The sequence below is a fragment of the Pseudomonas sp. B14-6 genome, assembly GCF_013260315.1.
In the GTDB taxonomy this organism is placed as follows: domain Bacteria; phylum Pseudomonadota; class Gammaproteobacteria; order Pseudomonadales; family Pseudomonadaceae; genus Aquipseudomonas; species Aquipseudomonas mandelii.
Genome location: NZ_CP053929.1, coordinates 2995707 through 3018850 on the forward strand (window position 1 = coordinate 2995707; position 23144 = coordinate 3018850).

Below are 23144 nucleotides of genomic sequence, written 5' to 3' on the forward strand. Positions count from 1 at the left end.
GAGCGACACAAATACCGTAGGAGCGAGGCTTGCCCGCGAAGAGGCCAATGCAAGGGCGAGCCGGAACCGGCCGGCATCGATCCCGGCCAGTCGCTGGCGGCGCAGGCCGAAGCGTTCGAAGCGCATTGCCTGCGCGCGGCGCTGACCCGGCACAAGGGCGACGTGAAAGCAGTACTTGAAGAACTGCAACTGCCGCGCCGGACCTTCAATGAAAAGATGCAGCGGCATGGGCTGACTCGGGAAATGTTCTCGTAGTGCCTGAACGGCCTCCTTCGCGGACAAGCCTCGCTCCTACAGGGTTTGCGTCGTTTGCAATATTGTCGAGCGACACAAATACCGTAGGAGCGAGGCTTGCCCGCGAAGAGGCCAATGCAAGGGCGAGCCGGAACCGGTCGGCATCGATCCCGGCCAGTCGCTGGCGGCGTAGGCCGAAGCGTTCGAAGCGCATTGCCTGCGCGCGGCGTTGAACCGGCACAAGGGCGACGTGAAAGCGGTACTTGAAGAACTGCAACTGCCGCGCCGGACCTTCAATGAAAAGATGCAGCGGCATGGGCTGACTCGGGAGATGTTCTCGTAGTGCCTGAACGGCCCCCTTCGCGGGCAAGCCTCGCTCCTACAGGGTTTGCGTCGTTTGCAATATTGTCGAGCAACACAAATACCGTAGGAGCGAGGCTTGCCCGCGAAAAGGCCAATGCAAGGGCGAGCCGGAACCGGCCGGCATCGATCCCGGCCAGTCGCTGGCGGCGCAGGCCGAAGCGTTCGAAGCGCATTGCCTGCGCGCGGCGCTGACCCGGCACAAGGGCGACGTGAAAGCGGTACTTGAAGAACTGCAACTGCCGCGCCGGACCTTCAATGAAAAGATGCAGCGGCATGGGCTGACTCGGGAGATGTTCTCGTAGTGCCTGAACGGGCCTCTTCGCGGGCAAGCCTCGCTCCTACAGGGTTTGCGTCGTTTGCAATATTGTCGAGCGACACAAATACCGTAGGAGCGAGGCTTGCCCGCGAAAAGGCCAATGCAAACAACGCACATCCACGAGCCTGATAAGCAATTTTCCGCTCACGCCCAGCCCGGCATAAGCGGATTTCCGCTCACCCAATCCCCGCAACCCCTCTAAACCAGCCCTCCTTGATCTGGCACACCTCCTGCTATAGCCCATGCAGGCTGCGTTTCAACGCGCTCCACAAAAACAATTAAACGAAGGATCCTTCAATGGATAACTCCAACGCCCTGCCCCTTGGGTCGGCTGCCGTGCCCGCCAAAGAAAGAACCACCGCCAGTCGCATCAAGTCGATCTTCAGCGGCTCTGTCGGCAACATGGTCGAGTGGTACGACTGGTACGTCTACGCTGCCTTCTCCCTGTATTTCGCCAAGGCCTTTTTTCCAAAAGGCGACACCACCGCACAACTGCTCAACACCGCCGCGATCTTCGCCGTGGGCTTCCTGATGCGCCCGATCGGTGGCTGGCTGATGGGCCTGTACGCCGACAAGGCCGGTCGCAAGAAAGCTTTGATGGCTTCGGTGTACCTGATGTGTTTCGGCTCGCTGCTGATTGCCCTGAGCCCCGGTTATGAAACCATCGGCATCGGCGCACCGATCCTGCTGATTTTCGCCCGCCTGCTGCAAGGCCTGTCGGTCGGTGGCGAGTACGGCACCTCGGCCACCTACCTCAGCGAGATGGCGACCAAGGATCGTCGCGGCTTCTACTCCAGCTTCCAGTACGTGACCCTGATTTCGGGTCAGCTCATCGCCTTGGCGGTGTTGATCGTGCTGCAACAAGTCCTGACCACCGAAGAGCTGTACGCCTGGGGCTGGCGCATCCCGTTCGCCATCGGCGCGCTGTGTGCCGTGGTCGCGCTGTACCTGCGTCGTGGCATGGAAGAAACCGAGTCGTTCACCAAGAAAGAAAAGGCCAAGGAAAGCGCAATGCGCACCTTGATGCGCCACCCCAAGGAACTGATGACCGTGGTCGGCCTGACCATGGGCGGCACCCTGGCGTTCTACACCTACACCACGTACATGCAGAAATACCTGGTGAACACCGTCGGCATGAGCATCTCCGACTCCACCACCATTTCCGCCGCCACGCTGTTCCTGTTCATGTGCCTGCAACCGATCATCGGCGGCTTGTCGGATAAGGTCGGTCGTCGTCCGATCCTGATCGCCTTCGGCGTGCTCGGGACGCTGTTCACCGTGCCGATCCTGACCACCCTGCACACCATTCAATCCTGGTGGGGCGCGTTCTTCCTGATCATGGCGGCGCTGATCATCGTCAGCGGCTACACCTCGATCAACGCGGTGGTGAAAGCCGAACTGTTCCCGACCGAAATCCGTGCACTGGGCGTCGGCCTGCCGTATGCGCTGACCGTATCAATCTTCGGCGGCACCGCTGAATACATCGCACTGTGGTTCAAGAGCATCGGCATGGAAACCGGTTACTACTGGTACGTGACGGCGTGTATTGCCGTGTCGTTGCTGGTGTACATCACCATGAAAGACACCCGCAAGCATTCGCGGATCGAGACGGACTGAGTCAGCCCGCGCAATAAAAAAAGGGGCAGACCTTAACGGGTCTGCCCCTTTTGTTTGCAACCGACACACAAAACCCTGTGGGAGCGAGCCTGCTCGCGATAGCGGCGTATCAGCTACACATTGGCTGACTGACACACCGCTACCGCGAGCAGGCTCGCTCCCATATTTGAATCTCATCGCTGGAAATTATCCGTTCGTCCTTGCACCATGACTGCCTCCCGAGCCTCCCGGAATATATGCCATGCCCGACGACATCCACTTCTACGAACCCGCCAACGGCCACGGCCTGCCGCATGACCCGTTCAACGCCATCGTCGGCCCGCGCCCTATCGGCTGGATTTCCTCCCAAGACGCCAACGGCCGCTTGAACCTGGCGCCTTACAGCTTCTTCAACGCCTTCAATTACATTCCGCCGATCATCGGGTTTTCCAGCGTCGGCCGTAAAGACAGCCTGAACAACATCGAGCAGACCGGCGAGTTCGCCTGGAACCTGGCCACCCGGCCACTGGCCGAGCAGATGAACCAGAGCTGCGCCATGGTCCCGCCCGAGGTCAACGAGTTCGAGCTGTCTGGCCTGACCCCGGTCGCCTCGAAAGTCATTCAAGTGCCACGGGTCGCCGAAAGCCCGGTGTCCTTCGAGTGCAAGGTCACGCAGATCATTCAGTTGCAGCGGGCGGACGGGAACGTGGTGCCGAGCTGGCTGATTCTGGGCGAAGTGGTCGCCGTGCATATCGCCAAGTGGCTGTTGAAAGACGGGGTGTACGACACCGCCGCGGCAGAACCGATTCTGCGCGGCGGCGGGCCAGCGGATTACTTTCAGCTGGGGCCAGAGGCATTGTTCAAAATGTGGCGCCCGGGGGCGGTCAAGTGATTACCAGAGCAGCCCGCCCTCTTCGTCGACGCCCTTGAGGTGAGTCAACTGCATCGCGGCGGCTTCGTCCGCCGAGGTAGCGGTGGTGAATGTCTGGTCTTCCAATAGTTTGTTGAAGCGCGGCGCACCGGAACCGCCGATGGCTTTGGTGGCTATCGCCGCGAAATAACCGCCACCCTCACGGGGCATTACAGCGGATACAGCTTCGAAGGTTTCAAAGGCTTTACGTGCCATGTCGCGGATCCTGGCTGATTGAGAATGCAGCCATTAAACCCTCAACCCGCCATTTTGTGTACCCACGACCCGGACTGCCCCCGCGCCTGGTCGGCCGACACGTCCTTGAAGGTATGAAAATCCAGGCTGTTGACCACCAACTCCTGCACCAGCTCGGCGAAAATCTCCATCGCCGGGGTGCCGAAATAGGCCGTCATCGCTTGCTGGTTCGTCCAGAAACCGGACACAAGCCACAACTCCGGATCGCATTGCGAATGCTGCAGGGAAAAACTCAGGCAACCCGGCGCGCTGCGGGACGGCTCGATCAAGGCGCTCAGGCGCGCACCGAGTTCTGCCGAACGCCCGGCGCGGGCACGAACAAAAGCCATGTGACTGACGGGGATCTGCGTAGACATGTTCAACCCTCCCAGGGAGTCGAGTGGCAGCCGGGGGACGGGCTGCGACAGGATCAAAGGTTAAGCGCGCAGGGGGAAGCGCGGTTAGTCGATTCCTGCCGGCTTGTTGCACAATCCTGCGCGGCGTTTCGATAAACCTGTAACAACCTGTAAAAGCGTTCGTACCAACAAAACTCGGCTTTCAAGCAAGTTTCCCTGAGTTGCAGCAGCCATAGAGGCACCGCTGATCCACTCGATGCAGAATCAGGCAAGCCTGAGGCAGGATGTGTCTACCGCTCTGTCTTGCACAAACTTAAGCTGGCCTCATTACCAACGCCTCAACGAGGATGCCCGGCATGTCGTCGTTCGATCACTTTCAAGCCCCGCTGGATGCCGACATGGAGAAACAGCGCGCTGAACTGGCCACTATCATCCGGCGCAACACCACGGACGATGGCACTTATGCCACTGCCGTCGGCTCGCTGTTCATGTCCAAACACTGCAAGTCCCATGAATTTGCCCCGGTGCTGGCGCAACCCGCGCTGTGCATCATGGCGCAGGGGCGAAAAGAGGTCAGGCTGGCCGACGAATACTTTAATTACGACCCGCTGAATTACCTGGTGGTGTCGGTTTCGATGCCGTTGAGCGGGCGGGTGGTGAACGTCACGTCGCAAGAACCGATTCTCGCGGTGCGACTGGATATTGATCCGGCTGAAATCACCGCGCTGATTGCCGACGCCGGCCCTTTGGGCGTACCGACCCGTCCCACCGGACGCGGCTTATATGTCGAACGGATCGATACGGCGATGCTCGACGCGGTGTTGCGTCTGGCGCGTTTGCTCGATACCCCGAAAGACATCGCCATGCTCGCACCGCTGATTCGCCGGGAGATTCTTTATCGGTTGTTGCGCAGTCAGCAGGGCCATCGGCTGTATGAGATTGCGATTGCCAATAGCCAGAGCCACCGCATCAGCCAGGCGATCAAGTGGCTTAACGGCAACTATGAGCAACCGCTGCGCATCGATGATCTGGCGAAGGAAGTGAACCTGAGCGTCTCGACGTTGCATCACCGGTTCAAGGCGATGACGGCGATGAGTCCGCTGCAGTATCAGAAGCAACTGCGCTTGCAGGAAGCGCGGCGGTTGATGCTGGCCGAAGGGCTGGAGGCTTCGGCGGCGGGGTATCGGGTGGGGTATGAAAGCCCGTCGCAATTCAGCCGGGAATACAGCCGGTTGTTTGGGGCACCGCCGTTAAGGGATCTGGCGCGGTTGCGGTTGTCCGTTTGATCTGATTTTTGTGCTGGTTTTGCCGGCCCTATCGCGAGCAGGCTCACTCCTACATAGGCCGGTGTACACCGACCCACTGTAGGAGTGAGCCTGCTCGCGATGGGGCCAGTCAGTCAGGCGCCGAGTACGCGGCACGCCTCAGCCGGCAAGGTCACCGACACCGGGTTGCCAATGCTCAACCCAAACCCCTGACACGGCGTGCTCAGCGCCGTAAATGAAACCCCGGAACACTCCACCGTCGTTTCAATCGTCGCGCCGATATCGCGCACGAACGTCACCGTACCGAGCAACCGATTTCCCGCCGTGGCCTGCGGGTGCGACAGTTGCAGGTCTTCAGGACGAATCAGCATCTTCACCTTCTCCCCCACCACAATGCTGCTGCAAATCGGCACTTCCAGCGCGGCGCCCCCCGGCAACCCGACCTTGCCGTTGCCCAGCGCCGTGGCGGGGAAGATGTTGCCCGAGCCGATAAAGTCGGCGACAAATTCGTTGGCCGGGTGCCGGTAGATTTCAATTGGCGACCCCACCTGCTGCACCCGATGTTCACCCAGCACCACCACGATATCGGCCATGGTCATGGCTTCACGCTGGTCGTGGGTCACCATGATCGTGGTGATGTTCAGGCGCTGTTGCAGCTGACGAATTTCCACCTGCATCGATTCGCGCAGCTTGGCGTCGAGCGCCGACAGCGGTTCATCCAGCAGGAGGATTTTCGGGTGGTTGGCAATCGCCCGGGCAATCGCCACGCGCTGGCGTTGACCGCCGGAGAGTTTGGCCACCGGGCGATCAATCATCTCGCTCAGCTGAATCAATTCCAGCAACTCCACCACCCGCGCCTGCTGGTCAGCCTTGCTGACCCCGCGCAGTTTCAGCGGATAGGCGATGTTCTCCCCCACCGTCATGTGCGGGAACAGCGCCAGGGACTGGAACACCATGCCGAAGTTGCGCTGATGCGCCGGGGTGTGGCCGATGTCTTCACCGTCCAGGCGAATTTCGCCGCCGCTCAGGGTCTCAAGCCCGGCGATCATCCGCAGCAGGGTGGTTTTACCGCAGCCCGACGGGCCGAGGAAACATACCAGTTTGCCTTCCGGCAAATGCAGGTTTACATCCTTTACCGCGCAGGCCGAGCCGTAATGTTTCTCGACGTTTTCCAGAATCAGACCAGACATAAATCACCTCAAGAATCAGAACGAAACGCCACCTTCACCGACCAGCTTCTCCAGCGCCCAGATCAGGACGAAGTCGATCAGCACGATCAGCACGGCAAACGAAAATACGGTGGGGTCGAGCGACGACACGGTGCGGCTGTACATCCAGATCGGCACGGTCATCACATCGATGGTGTAGAGGAAATAGGTCACGGTGAATTCGTTGAACGAAACGATGAACGCCAGCAGCATGCCCGCCAGAATCCCCGACTTCATCAACGGCACCACCACATCGATAATCGCCCGCAGCGGTGAAGCGCCAAGCATTTGCGCGGCCTCTTCGACTTCGCTGCCGATGGAGAGCATCGCGGCGGTGCAGTTCTTCACCACGAACGGCAGGGCCAGGATCACGTGGGCAATCACCAGCCGCGAGGTGGTCATCTGGAACGGCAGGCTGTCGAACACCAGCAGCAATGCCAGGCCCAACACCACCATCGGAAACACCAGCGGCAGCGACATCAGTTGCAGCGCCACGGCCTTGCCACGGAACTCGCAACGGGTCAGCGCGTAAGCCGCCGGCACCGCCACAATGGTGGCGAAGACCATGGTCAGGCACGCCACCATCAGGCTGGTGGTCATGGCTTTGCCCAGGCTCAGCACATCGCTGGCATCGGGCGACACAAAGGTGTGCCAGGCCGCCTTGTACCATTGCAGGCTGTAACTGCTCGGCGGGAAGTCGAGGTTCGATGCGCCGCTGAACGACATGACGATCATGGTCAGGATCGGCAACACCGCCAGCAGCAGGATGAAGCCCGAGAGAATGCCGGCAAACTTGCCGGTCTCACCGGGCAGCAGCCCATAACGTTTCTTGGTCAACGTGCTCATTGGGAAGCCTCCAGCATGCGCCGACGACGGCCAGTGATGAATTCGGACAAGGTCATGATCGCCAGCGTGGTGACAATCAGCACCACTCCGGCAGCGGACGCGGCGGGCCAGTTCATCAGCGGGGCGATCTGGTCATGCACCATCACCGCCAGCATCGGCACGCGCCGACCGCCGAGCAGCAACGGCACCACAAAACTGCTGGCGTTGTAGGCAAACACCAACGTCGCGCCGGTGATGATCCCCGGCATGCTCATCGGCAGCACCACCTGGCGGAACACCTGGAAGCGACTTGCCCCTAGGGTGGCGGCGGCTTCTTCGTAAGTGCGGGCGACGCCGCGCATGGCGCTGGCAATCGGCAGCACGGCCAACGGGAACGCGGTTTGCACCAGGCCCATCAACACGCCGTTCTGGTTGTAGAGCAGCATGATCGGTCGCTTGATCAGGCCCAGGCCCATCAGTGCCTGATTGAGCATGCCGCCAGGGCCGAGAATCACCAGCCAGCCGTAGCTTTGCAGCAGCAGGTTGACCAGCAACGGCAGCAGCACCGCCGCGAGGAAGATCCGTCGCACGAACGGCGAGGTCAGGCGCGACATGGTGTAGGCCACCGGAATCGCCAGCAACACCGCGATCACCGCGCTGATCAGCGCCAGACGCAGGGTCAGCAGCAAGGATTTGAGGTAATAGGGTTCGAGCAATTGGGCATAACTGGCCAGGCTGAACCCGGTCCACTCTGCGCCTTTGGTGCCCACGCTCATGCGCAGTACCAGCAGGCTGGCGGCAATCAGCACGCCCAGAAACAGCATCGAGGGCGAGAGGAAAAACCACGCACGCGCCGTCGGCGAAACACCCCGATTGGCACGCACGGGAGCGGCGGCGACCGGATGAGTCAGAGGTTGGTGTTCCATAGCAAAGGTCTCGTCAATGGAAAGCAGCTGACAAACACAGGACCTCAGACCACTCCGCCCCCTTGTAGGAGTGAGCCTGCTCGCGATGGCGGTCTATCAGCCGACACAATCGTTGGATGTCGGTCCGCATTCGCGAGCAGGCTCGCTCCCACAGGGGATCTTCATTGGTTGAAGATCTTGTGTTCGCCACTCAATCAGGAAGAAAAGATTTCCGTGTAACGACGAATCCATTGGTCATGCACGGAGGCCAGGAAGGCGTTGTCGTGCATGATCGCCTTCTCGGCAATCTGCTCCGGCGTGAGGATGTAAGGGCTCTTGCGCGCTTCGGCGGAGATGATCGCCTTGGCGTTGACCGGGCCGTTGTAGATGTCCTCGGCCATCTTGCCCTGCACCAGCGGGTCCAGAGAGTGGTTGATGAAGGCGTAGGTCAGGTCGGTATCGCCCGGACGGTTCTTCGGCATCACCGAGAGCATCAGGTCGGTGTAGAAACCTTCCTTCATCCCGAACGTAGCGCCCAGGCCATAGGCCGGATCGCGGATCTGTTTCGGGAAGAACGCCGGTGCGTACAGGCCGCCCATGTCCAGGGAACCGGTGCGGAACAATTCGGCGATCTGGTTCGGGTTTTCACCCAGGGTGACCACACGGTCTTTCAGCTCGGCGAGTTTCTTGAAGCCCGGCTCGATGTTGTGCTCGTCACCCCCGGCCAGTTTGGCGGCGATGATGATCAGGTCCATCGCTTCGGTCCAGTTCGGCGGCGGCAGGAAGATGTTCGGCGACAGCTCGGCGTCCCACAGGGCGGCGTAACTGTCCGGTGCTTCCTTGATGGTGCGGGTGCTGTAGACGAGGCTGTTGCACCACAGCAGGTAACCGATGCCGTGACCGTTAGCGCCGGTACGGTATTTCTCCGGTACGTCGACCAGGTTGGGAATGCGGTTGAGGTCTGGTTTTTCCAGCAGATTGGCTGCTGCCAGACCTTCGGCGCCGACGCCGGCCAGGGTGATGATGTCGTACTGCGGACGATCGCCGGCGGCCTTGAGTTTGGCGACCATTTCCGAGGTGCTGCCGGTGCGGTCAGCGATGACCTTGCAACCATATTTGTCTTCGAAGGTGGCCGCGATGTTACGCAGTGCAGCCAGGCCGGTGTCGTCGGACCAGGTCAACAGGCGCAGGGTCTTGCCCTGGAAGCGCGTGTCGCTGGCATTGGCCTTGACGAAGGGCAAACTCATGGCCGCCGCAGCTACGGACGCCACGCCCACGGTTTTGATGAATTGACGTCTGTTCAGATCATGTTCGCCCATTACGGACTCCCTTTGTTTTTGTAGGTATAAGGCAGGTCGAAACTGTTGCATCCGCGCAGCCGGATCAGCGTTTTCCCTCGTATTTTCGGGGGTTTGGCTGAACCAGTGAGTTCATCCTGAGGTCGTGCAAAACACCTGACTATCGATAAAAACTCATCGAAGCCATGACACCAGTGCATGCCTCGATACGAGGCATGCACTCACCTGTTTCGTGCCTTCAGACGGCGCGAATCACGTGTTTGATTTCCTGGAAAGCCTGCAAGCCCCACGGCCCCAATTCGCGGCCGATGCTGCTCTGTTTGTAGCCACCCCAAGCGGTCTGCGGGAAGATCACTTGCGGCGCGTTGATCCACACCAGTCCCGCCTGCAAGGCGTTGGCGACCCGATCCGCGGCTTCGTTGTCGCGAGTTACCACGCTGGCCACCAAACCAAACTGGCTGTCGTTGGCCACGGCAATCGCTTCGGCTTCGGTGGCGAAACTGCGCACGCAGATCACCGGGCCGAAAATCTCTTCACACCACAACGCACTGCCCTGGGGCACTTCGGTGAAAATCGTCGGCTGCAAAAAATAGCCGCGGGGCAGGTCTGCAGGGCGATTACCGCCGCTAACCAGCTTGGCCCCGGCGCTCAAACCGCGATCGATGTGGCCCAGCACACGCTGGTATTGCGCCTGATTGACCAGCGCGCCCATTTCCACGTTCGGGTCGAACGGGTCGGCGACGCGAATGGCTTCGGCGCGGGCCTTCAATCGGATGAGGAACTCATCTGCCAATTCATCAGCGACCAGCACGCGGCTGGTGGCGGAGCACATTTGCCCGGCGTTGAAGAAACCGCCGCCACAGGCCACTTCCACCGCCAGTTCGATGTCGGCGTCAGCGAGCACCAGCAGCGAAGATTTGCCGCCCAGTTCCAGGCTCACGCCTTTGACGGTTTCCGCCGCACGTTGCATGACCTGCACACCGACCGCATTGCTGCCGGTGAAGGAAATTTTGGCGATGCGCGGGTCGGCCGACAGCGGCGCGCCGACGGCCAGGCCCGTGCCGCAGACCAGGTTGAACACGCCATCCGGCAAGCCGGCTTCAGCGACGATCGCCGCCAGTTCCAGCTCGGGCAACGGCGTGACTTCGGACGGTTTGAGCACCACGCAGCAACCGGCCGCCAGGGCTGGGGCGAGTTTCCAGGCCGTGGTGACCATCGGGAAATTCCACGGCACGATCAGGCCGACCACGCCGCACGGTTCACGGCGCAAGCGAGCGCTGAAATCGTCGGTGGGCAGTTCGACGTTGCTGTCTTGTCTGGCATCGAGGCCTTCGGCGAGACCGGCGTAATACTCGAACGTCGCGATCACGTCATCGACGTCGATGGCGGCTTCGAACAGCGGCTTGCCGTTGTTGCTCGACTGCAACGTCATCAAGTGGTCGCGCCCGGCCTGCACGCCAGCGGCGATTCTGCGCAGGATCGCGCCGCGTTCGGCACCGGTGGTTTTCGACCATTCGCCGAACGCCTGGGTGGCGGCGGTGACCGCTTGATCGACGGCTTTTTCATCGCCGCCATTCACGGTGGTCAACAGGGCTTCGGTCGCCGGGTTGATCACACGCAGATGTTCGTTGCCAGCCGACCATTGGCCGTTGATGTACAGGCCGTCCAGAGTGGTAGGGAAACTCATTTCGATACCGCCTTCATCCACTGGGTCTGATCGATTTCAATCAGGGTCGGGCCCTGACGGTCGGCGGCGCTGCGCAAGGCGCTGCGCAGTTGTTCAACACCGTTGACCGCTTCCGCCGCACAGCCCAGCGCCTTGGCCACACCGATGAAGTCCGGGGTGTAGATGTCCACGCCCACCGGTTCGATGGCGCGGTTGACCATGTATTTCTTGATCTCTTCGTAGCCCTGGTTATTCCACAGCAGGACGATCACCGGGGTGCGCGCTTCAACGGCGCTGGCCAGTTCCGGCAGGGTGAATTGCAGGCCGCCGTCACCGATCAGGCACACCACCGGAGGACGCGCGCCGTTTTCAAGGCTGCCACCGAGCCAGGCGCCGATTGCCGCCGGCAAGGCGTAACCGAGGGTGCCGTAACCGGTGGACGAATTGAACCAGCGACGCGGGCGTTCCGGGTTGAAGGTCAGGTTGCCGGTGTACACCGGTTGGGTCGAATCGCCGACGAACACTGCGTCCGGCAATTCGTGCAACACGGTTTCGAGGAAGCGGGTCTGGGCCAGGGTCGGGGCGTCCCAGGTGGCGGCGAGGTCGTCACGCAGACGGGCAGCGCGGACTTGTCCCCAATCGTTGCGACGCTCGGCCAGCGAGTGCTTGGACAGTTCACTGAGCAAGGCTTGCGCGGCGTTACGCGAGTCCGCCACCAGGGCGACTTTCGGCGGGTAATTGCGCACGGTCTGGTCGGGGTCGATGTCCACGCGCAGCAGCACGCCGGGAATCTCGAAACCGCCGGCAAACGTGACGTCGTAATCGGTCTCGGCCAGTTCGGTGCCGATGGCCAGCACTACGTCGGCCTCGGCGACCAAGGCACGGGTCGCAACCAGGCTCTGGGTCGAACCGATCAGCAGCGGGTGACTGGATTCGAGCATGCCTTTGGCATTGATGGTCAGGGCCACGGGTGCGTCCAGCCGTTCGGCCAACTCGGTCAACTCGGCGGCGGCATCAATGGCACCGCCACCCGCGAGAATCAGTGGGCGCTTGGCGCCGGCCAGCAGCGCGGTCATGCGGCTGATGGCGCTTGGCGAGGCGCCGGCACGGTCGATGTTCACCGGGAGACTGGCGAGCAGGTCATCGGCTTCTTCGACCAGCACGTCCAGCGGAATTTCGATGTGAACCGGGCGTGGACGGCCGGCCTGGAACAGAGCAAAGGCGCGGGCCAATACGCCCGGCAATTCAGCCGCCGACATCAGAGTGTGGGAGAACGCCGCCACGCCGCCGACCAAGGCGCTCTGGTTCGGCAGCTCGTGGAGCTTGCCGCGACCACCGCCCAACTGGCTGCGCGATTGCACGCTGGAAATCACCAGCATCGGGATCGAATCGGCGTAGGCCTGGCCCATGGCGGTGGTGATGTTGGTCATGCCAGGGCCGGTAATGATGAAGCACACACCCGGTTTGCCACTGGTGCGCGCATAACCGTCGGCCATGAAACCGGCGCCCTGTTCGTGACGCGGCGTGACGTGGTTGATGCTCGAACGGGCCAGCCCGCGATACAGCTCCACGGTATGAACCCCAGGAATGCCGAACACCTGCTCGACCCCGTAATCTTCGAGTAACTTGACCAATACTTCGCCGCACGTCGCCATGTCTTTGCCCTTTTTGTTCGTTTGAGACGCCGGGCCTGCGCAGTGTTTATGATGCGTGGGCAGGTCCAGGGATGGCCTCATTGGAACGGGCGACACGTAGCCGCAACAATGGATAAAAAGTCATACTAGCCATGTCCTCACGTCATACCTTGGATCCAAATGAAACGATTGCCTCCCCTGCCGGCGCTGCACACTTTTCTGATTACCGCGCAGTGCTGCAACTTCACTCGGGCCGCCGAACAGCTCTACATCACCCAAGGCGCGGTGAGCCGGCAGATCGCCGGGCTGGAAGAACATCTGGGTTATGAGTTGTTTATCCGCCAGGCCCGGGGCTTGAGCCTGACCGCTGAAGGACGCGAGTGGCTGCCACGGGTGCAGCAGATTTTCGGCTTGATCGACGAGGCGGTGGAACAGATCGGCGAGAAGCGCGAAACCCTGCAACTCAAGGCCCCGACGTGCGTGATGCGCTGGCTGCTGCCGCGCCTGGTGCAGTGGCAAAGGGAGCGCCCGGATGTACCGGTCGAACTGACCACCACGGTGAAACACGGCGTGGATTTTCATCGCGAGCAGTTCGATGCGGCGGTGATCTATGGCGTACCGCCGGAGACATCACTGGCGTCCCATCGGCTGTTCGATGAGCAACTGACGCCAGTCTGCTCCCGGCCGTACCTTGAGGGGCCGGTGCCGCTGCAAGCGCCGGAGGATCTGGAACAACACATGCTGTTGCACCCGACCCGCGATGAGCGCGACTGGAAAGCCTGGCTGGCCAGCGCCGATATTCGCTTGAGCAATGTCGGCAAGGGCCAGCATTTCGAAACCCTGGACCTGGCGATGTCGATGGCGTCCCAAGGGACTGGCGTGGCGATTGGGGACTGGTCGTTGATTGACGACGACCTGAGCGCTGGGCGACTGGTCATGCCGTTTGAATTGAAGGTGAAGACAGGGTTGGCGTATTACCTGGTGTTCCCGGAAAAACCCGGGCCTTCGCCGAAGTTGCGCGAGTTGTTGGGGTGGTTGGTGGAGCAGGCTCAGTCACGCTGAGCCCCGAAGACTTGGCGCATAACCCTGTGGGAGCGAGCCTGCTCGCGATAGCGGTGAGTCAGTCGGCATATTTGTTGAATGACCCACCGCTATCGCGAGCAGGCTCGCTCCCACAGGTTTTTCAGTGACTCAATAACCGACGGTGAACCGCTGCCGCGAATGCTTCGGCGCTTCCACTTCATCGATCAGCGCAATCGCGTAATCGGCGAACGAAATCCAGCTCCGCCCTTCGCTGCTCACCAGCAAATCATCCTTGCCCACCCGAAACGCCCCCGTACGCTCACCTTCGACGAACTCCGCCGACGGTGACAGAAAGGTCCAGTCCAGATCCTGTTCCTGACGCAGGTTTTCCAGAAACAAAGCCCCGGCGCTCGCCTCAGCCTTGTACTCCTCAGGAAAGCCCTTGCTGTCGATCACTCGAGTGCCGTCCGGCAGCAACAATGAACCTGCACCGCCCACCACCAAAAGTCGTTTTACCCCGGCCTTTTTCACCGGCCCGATCACCGCGCTGGCGGGAAGGGTCGCGAAGTGTGCCGCGCTGATGACCACGTCATGACCTTCGACGGACGCTTGCAACGCGTGGGCATCAAGGGCATCGACATCCTTGGTGATCACCCCGGCACGCGGGGCGATCTTCGAGGTGTCGCGGGCAATGGCCGTGACGCTATGACCCCGACGCAGGGCTTCTTCCAGCAGTTGGCTGCCAGCACGGCCGGTGGCACCGATGATTGCGATTTTGCTCATGACGTTCTCCAGTTGGCTTGAGTACACGCGTATTCGTTTGGCATCCAACATTGTGGCGAGGGAGCTTGCTCCCGTTCGGCTGCGCAGCAGTCGTAAAACCTGAGAGTGCGCTGTGGCTCAAACACTGCGGGCGAGCGCTTCGCACAGGAGCGCCAGCCCGGTCCAGCGGGAGCAAGCTCCCTCGCCACAGTTAATCCACTCGCCACATAAACTCATTCACCCCACTTCATCTCGCCCTTGGCGACTTTCGCGCTCAGCTCCAGCGAGCTTTCTTCGCCCAAAGTCGGGAAGCGTTTTTTCATGGCGGCGATCAGCGCAGCGGCGTCTTTGGCCCTTGGGGTTTCTTCGTCGAAGGCCTTGATGTAATCGGCAGTAAACTGCACGGCGGCCAGCGAACGGGCGCTCTCACCGAGGTAATGCCCCGGCACGATGGTTTTCGGTTTCAAGGTTTCGATGGCATGTAGCGTAGCCAACCAATCGGTGTGGGATTGCGCAGTCTGGGTGTCGGCCATCCACACGTGGATGTTTTCGGCGACGACCACGCCACCGACCACGGCCTTGATCGACGGGATCCACACAAAGGTCCGGTCCGGCTGCTTGCCGTCCAGGCCCACCACCTGCAACTTCTGCCCTTCAAGCATCAGGCTGTCACCCTTGAGTACGCCCGGCACGATGGTTTTGGCCGGCACGTCGGCGCCCATTTTCGGGCCCCAGAACGCCAGTTTGCCGTCGACGGTGTGCTTGATGTGATCCACGGTCGGCTGCGAGGCCAGCACTTTGGCGTTCGGGAAGGCGGCGGTCAGGGTGTCGAGGCCGAAGTAGTAATCCGGGTCACCGTGGCTGATGTAGATGGTGGTCAGTTGCTTGCCGCTGGCGCGGATTTTCTCGACCACCTGTTCGGCCTGGGACTTGCCGAATTGCGCGTCGACCAGAATCGCTTCTTTCTCACCGCTGACCAGAACCGAGGTCACCGGGAAGATTGCCTTGTCGCCCGGGTTGTACACGTTCAGGGTCAGGGTCGATGCCGCAGCCGCGTGGGCCGCGAAGCCGAGGGTGGCGGTGGCCAGCAAAAAGCGCTTGAGAGAGGTGAAGCCGATCATCTGTTGCTCCGTTGTCCAAATGCCGTGTCTGGCGATGGGGACAGAGCTTAGTTGCATGACTCAGTACAAAAAATGCGATGCTTGAACATAGTTTGTTTCTGAAAGCGGGCAAATCATGGATCGTCTACAAGCAATGCGAGTGTTCGTGTCAGTGGTCGACCTCGGCAGCCAGTCGGCCGCCGCCGATCATCTGGACATGTCGCGGCCGGTGGTATCGCGTTATCTGGCCGAGCTGGAAGATTGGGTCGGCGCGCGTTTGATGCACCGCACCACGCGCAAATTGAGCCTGACCGCCGCCGGCAGCGAGATTCTGCCCCGGTGTCGGCAGATGCTCGACCTGTCCACCGACATGCAAGCCGCTGTCAGCGAGCCGGACGAGGCGCCACGTGGCCTGCTGCGCATCAGCGTCAGCACCTCGTTCGGCCAGGCGCAATTGGCGGATGCCATGGCGGCTTACGTCAAAAGGTACCCCGGTGTCAGCATCGACATGCAGATGCTCGACCGCACGGTGAACCTGGTGGATGAACGCATCGACCTGGCGATCCGCACCAGCAACGACCTTGACCCGAACCTGATCGCCCGGCGGCTGACCGTCTGCCGCTCGGTGATCTGCGCCTCCCCTGCTTACCTGAGCGAACACCCGACACCGCAGCGGGTCGAGGACTTGAGCCAGCACAACTGCCTGACCCACTCCTACTTCGGCAAAAGCCTCTGGCATTTCGAGGAGAACGGCGAGCCGGTGTCGGTGCCCGTGCAGGGCAACATCAGCGCCAACGAAGCCAGCACATTGCTGCGCGCAACCATGGCGGGTGCGGGGGTGGCAATGCTGCCCAGTTATCAGGCGGGTGTGCATATCCACAGCGGCGAGCTGATCCGCCTGCTGCCACACGCCGAGCCCCGGCAGATGAACGTGTACGCGGTATACGCCTCACGCAAGCACATGCCGGCGGCGCTGCGCAGCATGCTGGATTTTCTGGTGCTCAGGTTTCCCGAAGAGCCGGCATGGGATATCGGCCTGTAACCGAATCCCCTTGTAGGAGCGAGCCTGCTCGCGATGACGGTCTGAAATCTGACATCTTTGTTGCCTGACACTCCGCTTTCGCGAGCAGGCTCGCTCCCACAGTTTGATTGGTGATACCGCAGCCTTTGCGCTCGACTCCACTCCCCTTGTGGGAGCGAGCCTGCTCGCGATGACGGTCCGACATTCAACATCTTTGTTGCCTGACACTCCGCTATCGCGAGCAGGCTCGCTCCCACAGTTTGATTGGTGATACCGCAGTCTTTGCCCTCGACTCCACTCCCCTTGTGGGAGTGAGCCTGCTCGCGATGACGGTCTGACATTCAACATCTCTGTTGCCTGGCACTCCGCTATCGCGAGCAGGCTCGCTCCCACAGTTTGATTGGTGATACCGCAGCCTTTGCGCTCGACTCCACTCCCCTTGTGGGAGCGAGCAGGCTCGCGATGTCGATCTGAAATCTGACATCTTTGTTGCCTGACACTCCGCTATCGCGAGCAGGCTCGCTCCCACAGTTTGATTGGTGATACCGCAGCCTTTGCGCTCGACTCCACTCCCCTCGTGGGAGCGAGCCTGCTCGCGATGACGGTCTGAAATCTGACATCTTTGTTGCCTGACACTCCGCTATCGCGAGCAGGCTCGCTCCCACAGTTTGATTGGTGATACCGCAGCCTTTGCGCTCGACTCAATTCCCCTTGTGGGAGCGAGCCTGCTCGCGATGTCGGTCTGACATTCAACATCTTTGTTGCCTGGCACTCCGCTATCGCGAGCAGGCTCGCTCCCACAGTTTGATTGGTGATACCGCAGCCTTTGCGCTCGACTCCACTCCCCGTGTGGGAGCGAGCCTGCTCGCGATGTCGGTCTGACATTCAACATCTTTGTTGCCTGGCACTCCGCTTTCGCGAGCAGGCTCGCTCCCACAGTTTGATTGGTGATACCGCAGCCTTTGCGCTCGACTCCACTCCCCTTGTGGGAGCGAGCCTGCTCGCGATGACGGTCTGAAATCTGACATCTTTGTTGCCTGACACTCCGCTATCGCGAGCAGGCTCGCTCCCACAGTTTGATTGGTGATACCGCAGCCTTTGCGCTCGACTCCACTCCCCTTGTGGGAGCGAGCCTGCTCGCGATGACGGTCTGACATTCAACATCTCTGTTGCCTGGCACTCCGCTATCGCGAGCAGGCTCGCTCCCACAGGGGGGTATCAGTGTTCTGAATGTCGGGGTACATACAAAAGCCCTGTCACTGGCAACTCACTCCCGCTGACCTATGCTCAAAGTAATACCGGAGGGTATTCGTTCAGAGGTCAACGCCATGAACACCAAAACAAGAAGATACCTCGCCATTTTCGTCACCTGCGCGGCGACGCTGGCGCTGTATGGCACCGCCGCCTGGCGTGTCGAGCAGTTGCGACAACTGCCCCGCGACTACGCGAGTTGTAACTTCGAGCGCTGCATTCCCCACAACGCGACCCTCAACGCCCTTCGGTAACGAAGGCGGTCAGGCCTCGTTGTCCTGATCGGCCTTCAAGCGGTCGCGAAAAGCCTTGGGCGAGATCCCTACCCGACGCCGGAACAGGCGTGTGAAGTTGGTCGGATCGGAAAACCCCAACACGTCGGACATTTCGTAAATGGTCATGCTGGTGTAGGTCAGCAAGCGCTTGGCTTCCAGCAACTGTCGCTCGTGCATGATCTGCAACGCCGGTTGCCCCGCCAGCTCACGACAGGTGCCGTTGAGGTGCGACACGGAGATCCCCAGCCGATGCGCCAGGTCCTCGACCTTGACGTGCTGACGGTAGGTCTCTTCGACCAGCTGGATAAAACCGTTGAGGTACTCCCGGGCACGGTGCGGACGCTGACTGGCAGCGCGGCGCGAAATCACCTGGCGGCTGACCCACACCATGATCACGCTGACCAGCGAATGCATGAGCATTTCACGCGCAGGCTGGTGCCCGGTGTATTCCTCTTGCAGCGCTGAAAACAGGCTGTTGAGGTAATCGCTGTCCTTGCCCGCCGGGTAACTTTCGGCTTGGGCCAACGCGTTCACCGAGTTGCCCAGTTGCGCCTGAAGATGGGCAATCAATGGCGCGGCCAGGGTCACGACGAACCCTTCGACGTCCTCGGAAAACCGGTAACCATGCACCGATAACGGCGGCAGGATCAGGATCGTCGGTTCGGTCAGCTCCGTGTGTTTGCCTTCGATTTCAAGCTCTGCCTGACCTTTGAATACGAAGAGCAACTGGCACAAATCAGCGTGACGATGGGGTTTGATTTCCCATTGATGTTCGCGGCTGCGTTTGGAAATGGTTTCACAGTGCAGCAAGTCGGGGGTCGGCCAGTCCAGGCTTTCACCGTAGAGCTTGAACACTGGAATCGAAGGTAGGTCAGGCTTGTTCATCACTTCAATCCAGGCCTCAGAGGGTTACGGGCGATAATCGCACCGATTGGCAGAATGTACAGGTATCGGCTCAGTTTTCACCTTCAATTGACAGACCCGCAAGGGAAAAATGCAAGCACTCGATCCATAAAAATCATTCACCGGCCGTGGTCGCGTGAAGCTTGCGAGTCATAAAAACAATGAAAACGCTGAAAACCCAAATCGCCATCATTGGCGCCGGCCCCTCCGGTTTGCTGCTCGGCCAATTGCTGCATAACGCCGGAATCGACACCCTGATCCTTGAACGACAGCCCCCCGACTATGTGCTCGGCCGAATCCGCGCCGGTGTCCTCGAACAAGGCATGGTAGAGCTTTTGCGTCAGGCCGGGGTGGGTCAGCGCATGGATGCCGAAGGGCTGGTCCATGGCGGTTTCGAGTTGGCCCTCGACGGACGCCGCGTACACATTGATCTGCAAGCCCTGAGCGGTGGCAAAACCGTGATGATCTACGGTCAGACCGAAGTCACCCGGGACCTGATGGCCGCTCGTCGGGAGGCTGGCGCGCAGACGATTTACCAGGCCGGCAACGTCGTACCGCACGCAATGAAAACCGCAGAACCGTTCGTGACGTTTGAGAAGGATGGCGAGACCTGGCGCCTTGATTGCGACTACATCGCCGGGTGCGACGGTTTCCATGGCGTGGCGCGACAGTCGATTCCTGCCGAGTGCCTGAAGGTCTTCGAGCGGGTCTATCCATTCGGCTGGCTCGGGATTCTCGCTGATACGCCGCCGGTCCATGACGAACTGGTCTACGCCCGCCACGAACGCGGTTTTGCCTTGTGCAGCATGCGTTCGGCAACCCGCACGCGTTACTACCTTCAGGTGCCGGCCGACGAGAAGGTCGAGGCCTGGTCGGATGAGCGTTTTTGGGAGGAGCTTAAATCGCGCCTGCCTGCGGCGCTGGCCAATACTCTTGTGACCGGGCCGTCCATCGAAAAAAGCATCGCGCCCCTGCGCAGTTTTGTGGTCGAACCGATGCAGTACGGGCGGATGTTCCTGGTCGGCGACGCGGCGCACATCGTCCCGCCCACTGGCGCCAAAGGCCTGAACCTGGCGGCCAGCGACGTCAGCACCTTGTTCACCATTTTGCAAAAGGTGTACACCGAGGGACGCCTCGATCTGCTGGAGAAATACTCTGAGATCTGCCTGCGCCGGGTCTGGAAAGCCGAACGGTTTTCCTGGTGGATGACGTCGATGCTGCACCGCTTCGATGATCACGACGCCTTCAGCCAGCGCATCTGCGAGTCGGAATTGGATTACTTCGTACACTCCGAGGCTGGTCGAAAAACCATTGCAGAAAATTACGTCGGGCTTCCTTATGAGGCTATCGAATAGCCTCCTACCGACTTACACTGGCGAGCATCCCCGCTCGCCATTGCCTCGTGCGGGACACTCACTGCCCGCAGGTTCCACCGTGACCAATCTCAACCAGCCTGAAACGCCTAAACCGGCTATTCGCAGCGTGTTGATCGCCCTGATGCTGGCGATCTTTCTCGGCGCACTGGACCAGACCATCGTCGCCGTTTCCATGCCGGCCATCTCCGCGCAATTCAAGGACGTCAGCCTGCTGGCCTGGGTGATTTCCGGCTACATGGTGGCGATGACCGTGGCGGTGCCGATCTACGGCAAGCTCGGCGACCTGTAAGGCCGACGCAAGTTGATGCTGTTCGGAATGGGGCTGTTCACCCTCGCCTCGCTGTTCTGCGGCATGGCCCAAAGCATGGAACAACTGGTGCTGGCGCGAATCATCCAGGGCATCGGTGCGGGCGGAATGATTTCGGTCAGCCAGGCGATCATCGGGGATATCGTCCCGCCCCGGGAGCGCGGTCGCTATCAGGGTTATTTCAGCAGCATGTACGCCGTGGCGAGTGTGGCCGGCCCGGTGCTCGGCGGTTACATGACCGAATACCTGTCGTGGCGCTGGGTATTTCTGATCAACCTGCCGCTGGGCATCGGAGCCTGGCTGGTGGCCAATCGCACACTGGTGGGTTTGCCCGTGCCACAACGCCAACCGATCATCGATTACCTCGGCACGTTGCTGATGATTATCGGTTTGACCGCCTTGCTGCTGGGCATCACGCAAGTTGGTCAGGGCCACTCATGGCGCAGCGCCGAAGTGCTGGGCCTGCTCGGGTGCGCGGTGCTGGTGCTGGCGCTGTTCGTCTGGCATGAGCGCCGGGCGCGGGAGCCATTGCTGCCGATGCACCTGTTTGCCAACCGCAATGCGATCCTGTGCTGGTGCACGATTTTCTTCACCAGTTTCCAGGCCATCTCGCTGATCGTGCTGATGCCGCTGCGCTTCCAGAGCGTCACCGGCGCCGGGGCCGACAGCGCCGCGCTGCACCTGTTGCCGCTGGCCATGGGCTTGCCGATCGGGGCTTATTTCGCCGGACGCCGCACCTCGGTGACCGGGCGCTACAAACCGATGATCCTGGCAGGGGCGGTGCTGATGCCGATCTCGATTCTCGGCATGGCTTTCAGTCCGCCCCAGGCGTTCTTGCTCAGCAGTCTGTTTATGTTGCTCAGCGGCATTGCCAGCGGCATGCAATTCCCGACGTCATTGGTCGGGACGCAGAACTCGGTGGAACAGCGGGACATCGGCGTCGCCACCAGCACCACCAACCTGTTCCGCTCGCTGGGCGGCGCGGTGGGGGTGGCATTGATGTCGGCGCTGTTGCTGGCGCTGCTGCAGGATTCGAGCTTCGCCCACCTGGCCGGTTCGTCGATGATTGCCGAGGGCCGTTCAGGGAATGTGTTGCTGGACGGTTTGAACGCTGCACCGGGGGAGGCGCAGAACGCCTTGCGCGCCGAGTTGGCGCTGACGTTCAGGCATTTGCTGATGGTCAGTGCGGCGGTGTCGTTGCTGGGGTTGGCGGCGGCGGTTGCGATGCCGAACAGGGTGTTGCGGGGGCGTGAGGATAAAGTCCGATAGATAGACCGAGTCGCCCGCCATCGCGAGCAGGCTCGCTCCCACAATGGATCTTTGTCGTCCACAAATGCTGTGAACACTGGAGATCTACTGTGGGAGCGAGCCCGCTCGCGAAGGCGTCCTCACAGACACCGATGAATCAAGGGCTGTAATACCCGACCGCCACCAGAAAGTGCCCGACCTTTTTCAGGTAGGCATGCTTGTCTTCAACCTTGCTGGTGACCGGGTTTTTCCAGCGGTATTCGTATTCGCCGTAATCCTGCTTGGCAATCAACGCCAGGATCGGCTCGCCCACCGGTTTGCCTTCCGGGTCCTTGATCTTGCCGAAGTCGGTATTGATCAACCGCAGGTTGGTACCGTGGGCCACGTAACGCTGGGTGTTGAGGTCAACGACGAACACGTACAGGTCATCCTGCAAGTAGCCGCCCTTGAGGGAGTTGATCGCAGTCAGCGTGCCCTTCTCGTCTTTGGCCAGATCCGTCGCCGCTTTGTTCAGCAAGGCCATCGCCTGTTCCGCCGACGCCCGTGGCAGGTAGTAACCCACGGCCAGAATCCGCTGGCCAACGCGCTGATAGAACACATGCTTGCGCTCGACCTTGCCGTCGGACCAGTTCTGCCAGCGATATTCGGCCTGCTGGATGCCATTGCCCTCCGGCACTTTCAAGGCGTCCTTGAAGGCCTTCTGCAAATCCGGTCCCAGGGTTTCGGTCACATCACGCCCGATCAAGGCCGAAGACGGCCCGCCACTGGCAAGCATCACGCCCTTGGTATCGACCACGAAGACGTAACGATCCTTGTCGACAAACTCGCCCTGACGGCTGAACGCCGCGAACGCCTTGTCGCCGTTGTCGTGGTAGTAGGCCAGGGCTTTTTCCAGCAAGGCTTTGGCCGCCTGGCTGTCATCCTTTTCCGCCGTAGCCGCCTGAACCTGCCCCAGACACAACAACAGCATCCACCCCAGCACGGCCCACTTGTGCAGAACCCCCATAGCGCATCCCCTCGTTCTTGTCGGTGTTTCAAGAGCGTAGACGGCTATGGGATATGTACGAA

At 60.8% G+C, this 23144-nt stretch carries 19 protein-coding genes and 4 pseudogenes; 11 read left to right on the forward strand and 12 right to left on the reverse strand.

Annotated elements, in window-relative coordinates; genetic code table 11:
- Positions 1-54 precede the first annotated feature (54 nt).
- The 5 genes and pseudogenes from HP062_RS13650 to HP062_RS13670 all read left to right on the forward strand — a co-directional run.
- Positions 55-255 (forward strand): annotated as a pseudogene (locus HP062_RS13650) (helix-turn-helix domain-containing protein); the annotation flags it as partial.
- Between the two features lie 121 nt (positions 256-376).
- A pseudogene (locus tag HP062_RS13655) lies at positions 377-577 on the forward strand (helix-turn-helix domain-containing protein); the annotation flags it as partial.
- A 121-nt stretch (positions 578-698) separates the two neighbouring features.
- A pseudogene (locus tag HP062_RS13660) lies at positions 699-899 on the forward strand (helix-turn-helix domain-containing protein); the annotation flags it as partial.
- Between the two features lie 311 nt (positions 900-1210).
- Positions 1211-2530 (forward strand): MFS transporter, encoded by a 1320-nt coding sequence (locus HP062_RS13665; RefSeq protein ID WP_010457563.1) that lies wholly within the window; start codon positions 1211-1213, stop codon positions 2528-2530.
- 241 nt (positions 2531-2771) lie between these two features.
- Positions 2772-3401 (forward strand): flavin reductase family protein, encoded by a 630-nt coding sequence (locus tag HP062_RS13670; RefSeq protein ID WP_010457564.1) that lies wholly within the window; start codon positions 2772-2774, stop codon positions 3399-3401.
- On the opposite strand, the gene HP062_RS13675 is transcribed toward HP062_RS13670, so the two are convergent.
- Both HP062_RS13675 and HP062_RS13680 read right to left on the reverse strand, forming a co-directional pair.
- Entirely contained in the window at positions 3402-3635 is a 234-nt protein-coding gene (locus HP062_RS13675; protein WP_010457565.1) for a hypothetical protein, read from the reverse strand.
- A gap of 41 nt (positions 3636-3676) precedes the next feature.
- Positions 3677-4030 (reverse strand): putative quinol monooxygenase, encoded by a 354-nt coding sequence (locus HP062_RS13680; protein ID WP_077750448.1) that lies wholly within the window; start codon positions 4028-4030, stop codon positions 3677-3679.
- A gap of 335 nt (positions 4031-4365) precedes the next feature.
- On the opposite strand from HP062_RS13680, the gene HP062_RS13685 reads away from it, so the two are divergent.
- Entirely contained in the window at positions 4366-5295 is a 930-nt protein-coding gene (locus HP062_RS13685; RefSeq protein ID WP_010457570.1) for an AraC family transcriptional regulator, read from the forward strand.
- Positions 5296-5408: 113 nt separating this feature from the next.
- On the opposite strand, the gene HP062_RS13690 is transcribed toward HP062_RS13685, so the two are convergent.
- From HP062_RS13690 to HP062_RS13715, 6 genes are all read right to left on the reverse strand, one after another.
- The gene (locus HP062_RS13690; protein WP_010457573.1) at positions 5409-6464 is read right to left on the reverse strand and encodes an ABC transporter ATP-binding protein; all 1056 of its coding nucleotides are present in this window, start codon (positions 6462-6464) and stop codon (positions 5409-5411) included.
- Between the two features lie 15 nt (positions 6465-6479).
- Positions 6480-7328 (reverse strand): ABC transporter permease, encoded by an 849-nt coding sequence (locus HP062_RS13695; RefSeq protein ID WP_010457574.1) that lies wholly within the window; start codon positions 7326-7328, stop codon positions 6480-6482.
- The gene (locus HP062_RS13700; RefSeq protein ID WP_010457577.1) at positions 7325-8233 is read right to left on the reverse strand and encodes an ABC transporter permease; all 909 of its coding nucleotides are present in this window, start codon (positions 8231-8233) and stop codon (positions 7325-7327) included. Before HP062_RS13700 ends, HP062_RS13695 begins: the two co-directional genes overlap by 4 nt.
- 194 nt (positions 8234-8427) lie before the next feature.
- A complete protein-coding gene (locus HP062_RS13705; protein WP_010457579.1) occupies positions 8428-9531 on the reverse strand; it encodes an extracellular solute-binding protein in 1104 nt (367 codons plus the stop codon).
- Positions 9532-9748: 217 nt separating this feature from the next.
- The gene (locus tag HP062_RS13710) at positions 9749-11197 is read right to left on the reverse strand and encodes an aldehyde dehydrogenase family protein (protein ID WP_172791538.1); all 1449 of its coding nucleotides are present in this window, start codon (positions 11195-11197) and stop codon (positions 9749-9751) included.
- A complete protein-coding gene (locus tag HP062_RS13715) occupies positions 11194-12831 on the reverse strand; it encodes a 5-guanidino-2-oxopentanoate decarboxylase (RefSeq protein WP_077750445.1) in 1638 nt (545 codons plus the stop codon). Before HP062_RS13715 ends, HP062_RS13710 begins: the two co-directional genes overlap by 4 nt.
- A gap of 159 nt (positions 12832-12990) precedes the next feature.
- Between HP062_RS13715 and HP062_RS13720 the strand changes: the two genes are divergently transcribed.
- A complete protein-coding gene (locus HP062_RS13720; RefSeq protein WP_172791539.1) occupies positions 12991-13872 on the forward strand; it encodes a LysR substrate-binding domain-containing protein in 882 nt (293 codons plus the stop codon).
- Between the two features lie 129 nt (positions 13873-14001).
- Here HP062_RS13720 and HP062_RS13725 read toward each other — a convergent pair whose 3' ends face one another.
- Together HP062_RS13725 and HP062_RS13730 are read right to left on the reverse strand one after the other, a co-directional pair.
- On the reverse strand, positions 14002-14616 hold the full coding sequence (locus tag HP062_RS13725; protein WP_172791540.1) for an NAD(P)-dependent oxidoreductase: 615 nt from the start codon (positions 14614-14616) through the stop codon (positions 14002-14004).
- Positions 14617-14828: 212 nt separating this feature from the next.
- Positions 14829-15716 (reverse strand): MBL fold metallo-hydrolase, encoded by an 888-nt coding sequence (locus HP062_RS13730; protein WP_172791541.1) that lies wholly within the window; start codon positions 15714-15716, stop codon positions 14829-14831.
- Positions 15717-15831: 115 nt separating this feature from the next.
- On the opposite strand from HP062_RS13730, the gene HP062_RS13735 reads away from it, so the two are divergent.
- Both HP062_RS13735 and HP062_RS13740 read left to right on the forward strand, forming a co-directional pair.
- On the forward strand, positions 15832-16737 hold the full coding sequence (locus HP062_RS13735) for a LysR family transcriptional regulator (RefSeq protein WP_218585118.1): 906 nt from the start codon (positions 15832-15834) through the stop codon (positions 16735-16737).
- A gap of 1307 nt (positions 16738-18044) precedes the next feature.
- The gene (locus tag HP062_RS13740) at positions 18045-18221 is read left to right on the forward strand and encodes a hypothetical protein (RefSeq protein WP_010457594.1); all 177 of its coding nucleotides are present in this window, start codon (positions 18045-18047) and stop codon (positions 18219-18221) included.
- Between the two features lie 9 nt (positions 18222-18230).
- Here HP062_RS13740 and HP062_RS13745 read toward each other — a convergent pair whose 3' ends face one another.
- Complete coding sequence (locus HP062_RS13745) at positions 18231-19127, reverse strand: helix-turn-helix domain-containing protein (protein WP_172791542.1); 897 nt, start codon at positions 19125-19127, stop codon at positions 18231-18233.
- 188 nt (positions 19128-19315) lie between these two features.
- Between HP062_RS13745 and pobA the strand changes: the two genes are divergently transcribed.
- Together pobA and HP062_RS13755 are read left to right on the forward strand one after the other, a co-directional pair.
- The gene (gene pobA / locus HP062_RS13750) at positions 19316-20500 is read left to right on the forward strand and encodes a 4-hydroxybenzoate 3-monooxygenase (protein WP_172792579.1); all 1185 of its coding nucleotides are present in this window, start codon (positions 19316-19318) and stop codon (positions 20498-20500) included.
- Positions 20501-20579: 79 nt separating this feature from the next.
- Positions 20580-22097: pseudogene (locus HP062_RS13755) on the forward strand (MDR family MFS transporter).
- A 136-nt stretch (positions 22098-22233) separates the two neighbouring features.
- Here HP062_RS13755 and HP062_RS13760 read toward each other — a convergent pair.
- Complete coding sequence (locus HP062_RS13760) at positions 22234-23082, reverse strand: cache domain-containing protein (protein ID WP_077750482.1); 849 nt, start codon at positions 23080-23082, stop codon at positions 22234-22236.
- Positions 23083-23144: the final 62 nt, after the last annotated feature.